General features: G+C 65.7%; 8 protein-coding genes. 3 read left to right on the top strand and 5 right to left on the bottom strand.

The window, feature by feature from the left end:
• Positions 1 to 16: 16 nt before the first annotated feature.
• From BH95_RS17020 to BH95_RS17010, 3 genes are read right to left on the bottom strand one after another with little or no spacing between them, the layout of a single operon-like run.
• The gene (locus tag BH95_RS17020; protein ID WP_020111061.1) at positions 17 to 463 is read right to left on the bottom strand and encodes a very short patch repair endonuclease; all 447 of its coding nucleotides are present in this window, start codon (positions 461 to 463) and stop codon (positions 17 to 19) included.
• 21 nt (positions 464 to 484) lie between these two features.
• Positions 485 to 1312 (bottom strand): hypothetical protein, encoded by an 828-nt coding sequence (locus BH95_RS17015; RefSeq protein WP_019662833.1) that lies wholly within the window; start codon positions 1310 to 1312, stop codon positions 485 to 487.
• Positions 1309 to 2472 (bottom strand): DNA cytosine methyltransferase, encoded by a 1164-nt coding sequence (locus BH95_RS17010; RefSeq protein ID WP_051127737.1) that lies wholly within the window; start codon positions 2470 to 2472, stop codon positions 1309 to 1311. The genes BH95_RS17015 and BH95_RS17010 overlap by 4 nt, the downstream gene beginning before the upstream one ends.
• Before the next feature lie 226 nt (positions 2473 to 2698).
• On the opposite strand from BH95_RS17010, the gene BH95_RS17005 reads away from it, so the two are divergent.
• On the top strand, positions 2699 to 4489 hold the full coding sequence (locus BH95_RS17005) for an ABC transporter ATP-binding protein (protein ID WP_037183222.1): 1791 nt from the start codon (positions 2699 to 2701) through the stop codon (positions 4487 to 4489).
• Positions 4482 to 6326: an ABC transporter ATP-binding protein gene (locus tag BH95_RS17000; RefSeq protein ID WP_037183221.1), complete on the top strand. Its 1845-nt coding sequence runs from the start codon at positions 4482 to 4484 to the stop codon at positions 6324 to 6326. Before BH95_RS17005 ends, BH95_RS17000 begins: the two co-directional genes overlap by 8 nt.
• Before the next feature lie 6 nt (positions 6327 to 6332).
• Here BH95_RS17000 and BH95_RS16995 read toward each other — a convergent pair whose 3' ends face one another.
• Positions 6333 to 6656 carry a hypothetical protein gene (locus BH95_RS16995; protein WP_027498681.1) on the bottom strand — a complete coding sequence of 108 codons (324 nt, stop codon included), beginning with the start codon at positions 6654 to 6656 and terminating at the stop codon, positions 6333 to 6335.
• 177 nt (positions 6657 to 6833) lie between these two features.
• On the opposite strand from BH95_RS16995, the gene BH95_RS16990 reads away from it, so the two are divergent.
• Complete coding sequence (locus tag BH95_RS16990) at positions 6834 to 7349, top strand: putative glycolipid-binding domain-containing protein (RefSeq protein WP_037143148.1); 516 nt, start codon at positions 6834 to 6836, stop codon at positions 7347 to 7349.
• Here the strand turns inward: BH95_RS16990 and BH95_RS16985 are convergent.
• Positions 7322 to 8290 (bottom strand): prephenate dehydrogenase, encoded by a 969-nt coding sequence (locus BH95_RS16985; protein WP_019662839.1) that lies wholly within the window; start codon positions 8288 to 8290, stop codon positions 7322 to 7324. The two genes, BH95_RS16990 and BH95_RS16985, sit on opposite strands and share 28 nt — an antisense overlap.
• Between the last annotated feature and the right edge of the window lie 39 nt (positions 8291 to 8329).

The raw sequence follows: 8329 nt of genomic DNA, 5'->3' as shown, positions 1-8329 counted from the left end.
CGTCGCGTTCGGTCAGTCAGACTGACCGAACGCCACGTTCGCTCCCGAAGGGGGGCGAGGATTCGAGGGCGTGCAGGACGAGTGCTGCGGCGTCGGTGACGGGTTCGTGCTCCCAGACTCGGACGACGGTCCACCCTTCGGCTTCGAGGCGCGCGTCGGTGTCGCGATCACGTGCGACGTTGGCGGCGAGTTTGTCCGCCCACCACTGGGCGTTGTTGCGCGGTTTCGTCGCATGAACGGGGCAGCTGTGCCAGAAGCAGCCATCGACGTACACGGCAACCTTTCGGCGAGGAAAAACAACGTCGGCCCGACGCCTCATACCCTTCAGCGGGGCACGGTCGACGAAATATCGCAGGCCGAGCCGGTGCAGTTCTCGTCGAAGCGCAACCTCGGGCTTGGTGTCGCGTCGCCGTTGCTTGCTCAGCCGCGCACTCGTAGCGGCATCGGTGACCGGTCTCCCCACACCCCTACGTTACGGTCTCACCTAGCCGTCTTCGCTGTCCTCGGGCTCGGACCACGTGGGCGCGAATTTGTTGCGGCGCTCGACTTCGCCGTGGACGACGGAGACGAAGTCGTCGAAGGACAAGGTCTGAGTGTCCGACGGCCTGCCGTTGCGGGGAGGGGATTCGTCGACGTCGAAGAACCGGACTTCACCGTCGGGGTCGTAGAGGCCGATGAAGACTTTCTCGAACAGGTCGTACCGAGTGTCCTCGGCGCCGAGGTCGACCCACATCTTGCCGGTTCCGCCGACGACAGCGCGTTTGCCGCGACCCGACCGCTTGGACAGCGTCGTGACGTGGTGCGCGAAGGAGGACTTGCCGATGTCGCTGGCCTTGGAGGCGTCACCGTCGTCGCACGTGGCGAAGGGCTCGAACATCACGGCGATCAGCACGCTGTACGGCTGGCGCTGGTGTAGGACCATGGCCTCACCGCGCAACTCGTGGTCGTTGCGGACGATGTTCTTGGTCCAGCGGCCGAACTTGCCGGTCCGGGGGCTGAAGTCCCGGAAGCTGTACGTCTTGATGGAGACGCACAGAATCAGTCCCAGCGTGGGGTCGAGCGCTTTGACATCCAGCCGCTTGCGGCCTTTCGCGACGTCGACCTGTGCTTCCTGGCCGACGCCCATCGCGTCGGGAGTGATGTTGGGATAGTGCGGGCGCAGGGCGTCGGCGACGGTTTGCGCCAGGTGGTTCGAGAGCCGCTGCGCGTAGTTCTTCTTGTCACTGCGATCGGCGTCCGGCGCGGGCTTGTCGCCGGCGAGGGCAAGCGGCCGGGCGAGTGCCGGTGGATCGGGGAACAGGTGGTCGCTCATGCGGCCGGGACTGCACGAGACGTCGGGCTGGGATGCCCGCCCATACGGTCGAGGTGGGACTCGACGTCGTCGAGAAATCCCGGTTGGAACCGAAGATTGCCCATCCGAGCGCGCTTGAGGAATCCGGCCGTCGCCCGGGCCGAGAGCAGCTGGGAATCGTCGAGAAAGTCGCTGAGGTTCTCGTAGGGCTCGTGCACCGGCCACGTCGAGCGGTGCACGCGGTACGCCGAGCCCTTCGCGCCCCACGCGGCGGCGGGCCAGGCTTGACCGGGGAGGATCTGAACGTCGTCGGAGTCGTCGTGGACCTGCGGGCGCTCGATCTGCGCGGCGACCCACGACGCCATCCGAACGCTCACCGCGTTGCCGACGAGCTTCCATCGGTGCCCGGCCCTGACCCCCGGCAGACCGAGCGCCGGTGCAGTCCAGTCCGGGTCGAACCCCTGCAGTCGCTCCGCGCCGACGATCCCCGGCGTGACGATCTCGCCCGACGGCAACCGAACAGCCGGGGGACTGGCGATACCGAGGGACGAGCCGCCCTTCAGCGTCGGAACGGCGTTGACTGCCCAGCCGAGCCCACGGGTGCCCTCGGTCCAGTAGAAACCGCACGGCTGCTCCGACGGGTCACCGTCGGGAAGCGGGCCTTCGTCCTGCGCGAACAGGATTTCGCGGGGGTCCTCGGTGCGGGATGCGAGCATGAGGACTCGCTGACGGCGTTGCGGAAGACCGAACGACCTGGCGTCGACGACGCGGTAGGCCCACATGTACCCGAGATCCGACAGGGCGTCGGTGATGTGACGCATCGCGGCGCCGCGGCCGAGTTGCAGCATGAAGGGAACGTTCTCGATCAACAACCATCGAGGCCCGTTTCGGCGCTTGACCAGACGGAAAACCTCGTCGACGAGCCCGGAGCGTTCCCCGGTGATGCCCGCCGTGCGCCCCGCCTGCGACAGGTCCTGGCACGGAAATCCGGCTGCGACGAGCTCGGTGCCCGACGGCAGCGCTCGGAGCTTGGTGACATCACGGTGAAGCGGCACATCGGGAAAGTGAGCAGCGAGAACCGCGCCGGCGCCGGGGTCGATTTCGCACAGCAATTCCGTCGACCAGCCCTGCTCCGAGAGCCCCAACTCGAGCCCGCCGATCCCGGCGAACAGCCCGACCATCGATCGCGAACCCACGTGCACCCTTCTCTCCCGTAACCGAAACTCGTGGAGAACGTTACTCGAGAAGTACGACAGGTTTTCGCAGGCGCACGGTAGCAGGGCCGAGGCGTGCTTGACCTGAACAATGGTTCAGGTTCGACGATGGAATTCAGCAGTCGAAAAATCGGTTGGTCGAAGTGCTGTCGCGATGAAACCATTCACGCACGGCCGAGTAGGGAGAGCAAACGTGTCGACGGGTGTACTGGAAACGCAGGAGACGACGGCTGCAGTGCCGAACCTTCGGCAGGACGCACCCAGTTCGCTGGCGAGGTTCGTACCGTTTCTGGCCCCGTACAAGTGGTACTTCATCGGGTCGATCGCTGCGTCCATCGTCGCCACGCTGACGGGTCTGGTGATTCCGCTGGTGCTGCAGGGCGTCATCGACGGCCCCATCACCGACGGCAATTTCGCCGGTGTGTGGTGGCCGGCGGCGTTGGTGCTGTTGCTGGGCACGATCGATGCCGTGGGTATCTGGATCCGGCGCTACTTGGTGTCCGGGCCGTCGAGTCAGTTCGAGATATCGGCCAGAGCAACGGTTTTCGAGAAGTTGCAGCGGTTGTCGGTATCCGCTCACGAGGGCTGGGAATCGGGTCAGCTGCTTTCCCGCGCCATCGCCGACTTGTCCTCGCTGCGACGGTTCGTCGCGTTCGTCGGGCCGTTCATCATTATCAACAGCGTCACGTTGGTGGTCGGCCTCGGAGTGCTGTTTCTCCAGTCCTGGCAGCTCGGGCTGATCATGTTGGTCACGTCCGTTCCGCTGGTCGTGATCTGCACCAGGTTCGAGACGCTGTACCGGGTCGTCGCCCGCGATGCGCAGGATCAGGCAGGCGACGTGACCACCACCGTCGAGGAGTCCATCCAGGGCATCCGGGTGCTGAAGGCGTTCGGCCGCAGCGCCCACCTCGGGCGTCGCTTCCTGCGAGAGGCCGCGACGTTGCGTGGGACGGAGATGAAAAAGGTTCGCTACCTTGCCATTCTGTGGTCCTTGATTGTCGGGATTCCACCGCTCGGGATCGGTGCGATGCTGGCGTTCGGCGCGTATTCGATCGTCCAGGGGACGATGACGGCGGGCATGCTCGTCGCGGCCATGGCAATCGTCGCGTTCCTGCTCTGGCCGATCGAAGCATTCGGGTTCCTGCTGGCCGAGCTGAACAACGCGCGCACTGCCGCGGACAGGTACTGGGAAATCATGGACACGGCGGAGACCATCACCGAACCCGACGACCCGGTCACCCTCCCGCAGGGCACGCGCGGTGTCCTCGAATTCCGCGGCGTCGGATTCGCGTTCCCCGACTCCGACGCAGCGCTGCTCACCGACGTCGACTTCCGGATCGATCCGGGTGAGACGGTTGCCCTCGTCGGCGTCACCGGTAGCGGCAAGACCGCGCTGACCAATCTGGTTCCCCGGTTGTTCGATGTCACCTCGGGTTCCATCACCGTCGACGGCATCGACATCAGAACCATGTCGCTCGCGGATCTTCGGTCGGTGGTGTCGGTCGCGTTCGAGGACCCGGTGCTGTTCTCGGCAAGTGTCCGCGAGAACGTCGCGTTGGGTCGACCCGATGCGACCGACGCCGACGTCGACGAGGCTCTCGGCGTCGCGCACGCACGCGAGTTCGTCGACGCACTGCCGTGGGGACTCGACACCCGGATCGGTGAGCAGGGAATGAGCCTGTCCGGCGGACAGCGTCAGCGACTCGCGCTGGCCAGAGCCGTTCTCGGCAAGCCTCGAATCCTCGTGCTCGACGACCCGCTGTCCGCGCTGGATGTGGGCACCGAGGCGCTCGTGCAACGCGATCTACGACGCGTACTGACGCACTCGACGACTCTGCTCGTCGCGCACAGGCCGTCGACTGCCGCACTCGCAGACCGAGTGCTCTACCTGGAGAACGGAACAATCGTGGAGCAGGCTACGCACGAGCGCCTGTTGGCGACGTCGACGCGGTACCGCCACGTGATGGGGTCCCTCGATGACTGACGAGAACGAGAACGATCAGAGCCCGCACGACGACACGGTCGATTGGCGCGGAGTGGCGAACGAGGAATCCGACATCGACCGCACCGGCAACTCGATTCTCGCCGGCCGATCGAGGCGGTTGTTGGCGTCGCTGGTGAGGCCGTACCGGAAGCAGGCGTTGCTGGCGCTCGCGATCATCGTCGTCGACAACATCGCGTTCGTCGCCGGTCCGTTGTTCATCGCGTACGCGTTGGACCACGGAGTGTCGGCTGCGATCGAGGGCAGGTGGGCGCCGCTGGCGTGGACCGTCTTCGGCTACATCGCATTCGGCATCCTCGGAACGATCACCACGTACACGTTCCTGATGGTGTCCGGACGGCTGAGCCAGGCAATTCTGTTCGACCTCCGCGGCCGTGTGTTCGATCATGCCCAGCGGTTGAGCTTGTCCTTCCACGAGCGTTACACGTCGGGCAAGCTCATCTCACGGCTGACGAGCGATGTCGAGTCGCTGCAGACGCTGCTCGAAAGTGCCCTGAACGATGCATTGTCCGCGGTGCTGTCCATCGTCAGTATCGCGATCATCCTGGTGTATCTCGATGTGCCGCTTGCGTTGGTTGTGCTCGCGGGGTTCGTGCCGCTGGTGTTGATCACTCGGTGGTCGCAGCGTAGGCAGCGCACCGGTTACCGGCGGACGCGAGTGGCGATCGCGAAGGTCGTCGTCCACTTCGTCGAGTCGATGGGTGGTATTCGCGCCGTTCAGGTCTTCCGGCGTGAGAGAAGAAACAACACGATCCTGAACACCGAGGACACCGAATATCGCGACGCGACGACGGCTGCTCTGCGGGGCATGGCCACCTACACCGGCGCCGTCCGATGGATCGGAAACGTCACTCTCGCGATCATCCTCGTGTTCGGCAGCTACCGAGTGATCAACGGACACTTGGACATCGGAGTGCTCGCCGCGTACGTACTGTATCTGCGTCGGTTCTACGGCCCGCTCGACGAACTCGCCATGGTCTTCAACGCCTACCAGTCGGCAGCGGCCGCGCTGGAGAAGATCTCGGGTGTGCTGGAAGAAGAACCGTCGGTGCACGCACCGACGGATCCGATCGAGTTGCACAGTGCGCGAGGGGACATCGACTTCGACGCAGTCCGCTTCGCCTACACCGGCGACCGCGTCGTGCTACCGGAATTCTCGCTGCACATCCCGGCCGGGCAGGTCGTCGCGATGGTCGGCGCCACCGGCGCCGGAAAGTCCACGCTCGCCAAGCTGCTCGCGCGGTTCTACGACCCGACGCAGGGAACGGTCCGTCTCGACGGCGTCGACCTCCGAGAACTGGGTGACGAGAACATGCGTCGACACATCGTGATGGTCACGCAGGAGTCGTTCCTGTTCTCCGGATCGGTCGCGGACAACATTCGCCTCGGCAAACCGTCGGCGACGGACGACGAGGTGGCTGCCGCAGCCGACGCCGTCGGGCTCACGGAATTCATCTCCACGTTGCCGGACGGAATCGACACCGACGTCCGCAAACGCGGTGGACGGCTTTCCTCCGGTCAACGTCAACTCGTCGCGTTCGCGCGGGTGTTCCTGGCGGCGCCCGCGGTGATCGTGCTCGACGAGGCCACCTCCAGCCTCGACATCCCCAGCGAGCGGCTGGTCCAGCGCGCGCTGGAGACGATTCTGCAGGGCCGTACGGCGCTGATCATCGCGCACCGGCTTTCCACCGTCGCCATCGCCGACAGGGTGCTGGTGATGGAGAACGGGCGGATCGTCGAGGACGGTACGCCGTCGGAACTCATCGAGGAGAAGGGGCGATTCGCCGACCTGCACGAGCTCGCGGTGGCGTCGACCTGAGTGTCGTCACCAGGGTGCGATGGGCGGCTTGACCCACATGATCTTCTCGTCGGCGTGCTTCGGGGAGGCCGACGGGTGACTCGAATTCGACGCCGCCCACTCGTTCTTGCGGTCGAGGAGTTCCGCGGTCATCGTCCACGTCTCCAGCGTGCTCGGGGGAGTGATGTCCGCGGCCCTCGCGAGCTTGCGTCGGGCGGCGTCGGTCATGGCCAGCAGTTCGCTGCCGTCGATACCGCGCTCCCAGATGTAGCGCGCCAACGCCGTTGCCTTGTCCTGTCGCGATTTCGCGGCCTGTTCGGAGTGCGCGAAGTCGAAGCCACCTCCAGTCATGTCGATCACAATAATGCGCCTCGAGAACGAAAAATCACCACAGCTTGTTCCGATGGCCCCCCTGTCGCTTAACGTAGTCGGGTGACCACTCCAACTTCGGGTGCAGAAGCCGCCCCTTCCGTGACCACTTCGACCTGGCCGGCGATTCTGACCTGGCGAGCACACGACGTACCCCGCATGGAGTCGGTCCGCGTCCAGCTGAACGGAAACCGAATCAAGGCGTCGGGCCGCATCATCGGCGGTGCCTGCGACGAACATCCGGCGTTCAGTGCGTCGTACGACCTGGTGACCGACGAGAACGGCATCACCCGCAGGCTTTCCCTGCGCACCGCGGTCGCCGGCGGCGAGAAGCAGGCATCGGTCAGCCGCGACAACGAGGGCTACTGGATGATCGAGGGGTCCCACGCGTCGCAGCGTTCCACCTACAACGGTGCGCTCGACGTCGACGTGGTCCTGAGCCCGTTCTTCAACACCCTGCCGATCCGCAGGCTCGGTCTGCACACCGACTCGTCGGACATCGTCGTACCGGTCGTGTACGTCAACCTTCTGGACCTGAGCATCCAGGAAGCAGGCCTGACCTACAGCAGCGGCGCCGACGGCATTCACGTGCTGTCGCCGGTGTCCAGTTCGTCGGTGACCGTGGACGCCGACGGCTTCGTTCTCGACTACCCGGGGCTTGCCGAACGGATCTGACGCACGACGCCGCCCCGTCGGCCGGCTGCCCGAAATTCTTCGATCCAGTTCTCGTCGCCCGGCTCGATGCCGGTGATGTCGAAACGTTCGTGCTGCTCGTACTGTCCGCGCGCGGCATGGCCGGCGGTGACCAGCGTGCGGGTCGACCCTTCGTCGACGAGTTCCCTGCGGGCTGCAGTCAGCAGGTCCAGAGCCGCATCGAGCGCGTCGGTGAGGGCGACGGCGTTGCCTTCGCACATGGCCCGAACCAGATCGGGCGCCGACGACGCCACTCGCGTCCCGTCTCGGAACGAGCCGGCGGCCAACCCCAGCGCGAGAGGGTTGGCTGCCCCGACCTGGGCCAATGCCTCGGCCAGCAGGTGAGGCAGGTGCGAGATGCGTGCGACGGCGCGATCGTGTTCCACGCTCTCGACCGGGATCACGACGGATCCGCAGTCCACGGCGAGCGACGCGACCTGACGCCACACATCGGGATCGGCCCCGTCGTCGACGCCGACGACCCACACCGCGTCCTGGAAGAGGTCAGGATCGGCCGCCGCCCAGCCGGATCGATTCGTTCCCGCCATCGGGTGCCCGCCCACGTAACGCGACGACAGCCCGCGACGCGCGACCGCCGCGGCGACCTCTGCTTTGACGCTGACGACGTCGGTGATCGGGTTGTTCGGGGCGTGCTCGGCAATGGCGGCGAGAATGCCGTCGACGGCGGGCATCGGCACCCCGACGACGATCAATGCGCCGGTCTCCGCCGCCCGGGTGAGTGCTGCCGTCAGGTCGGTGCCGGTGTCGAACCCGGCGTCGGCCGAGCCGGCGATGGCGTCGGCGGAACGGTTGTATCCCCATGCGGTTCGTCCCGCACGAACAGCAGCCTGCAGGACCGATCCGCCGATCAGCCCGAGCCCGAGTACACAGACATCAGTGTTGGTCACGGCACCCAGTTTCACAGGTGGACACGGTGGACTTCATTTCGAGGCGGTAAGGCG

Origin of the sequence: Rhodococcoides fascians A44A (genome assembly GCF_000760735.1) — a bacterium.
GTDB lineage: Bacteria > Actinomycetota > Actinomycetes > Mycobacteriales > Mycobacteriaceae > Rhodococcoides > Rhodococcoides fascians_E.
This window is presented reverse-complemented; position numbering and strand designations above follow the sequence as displayed.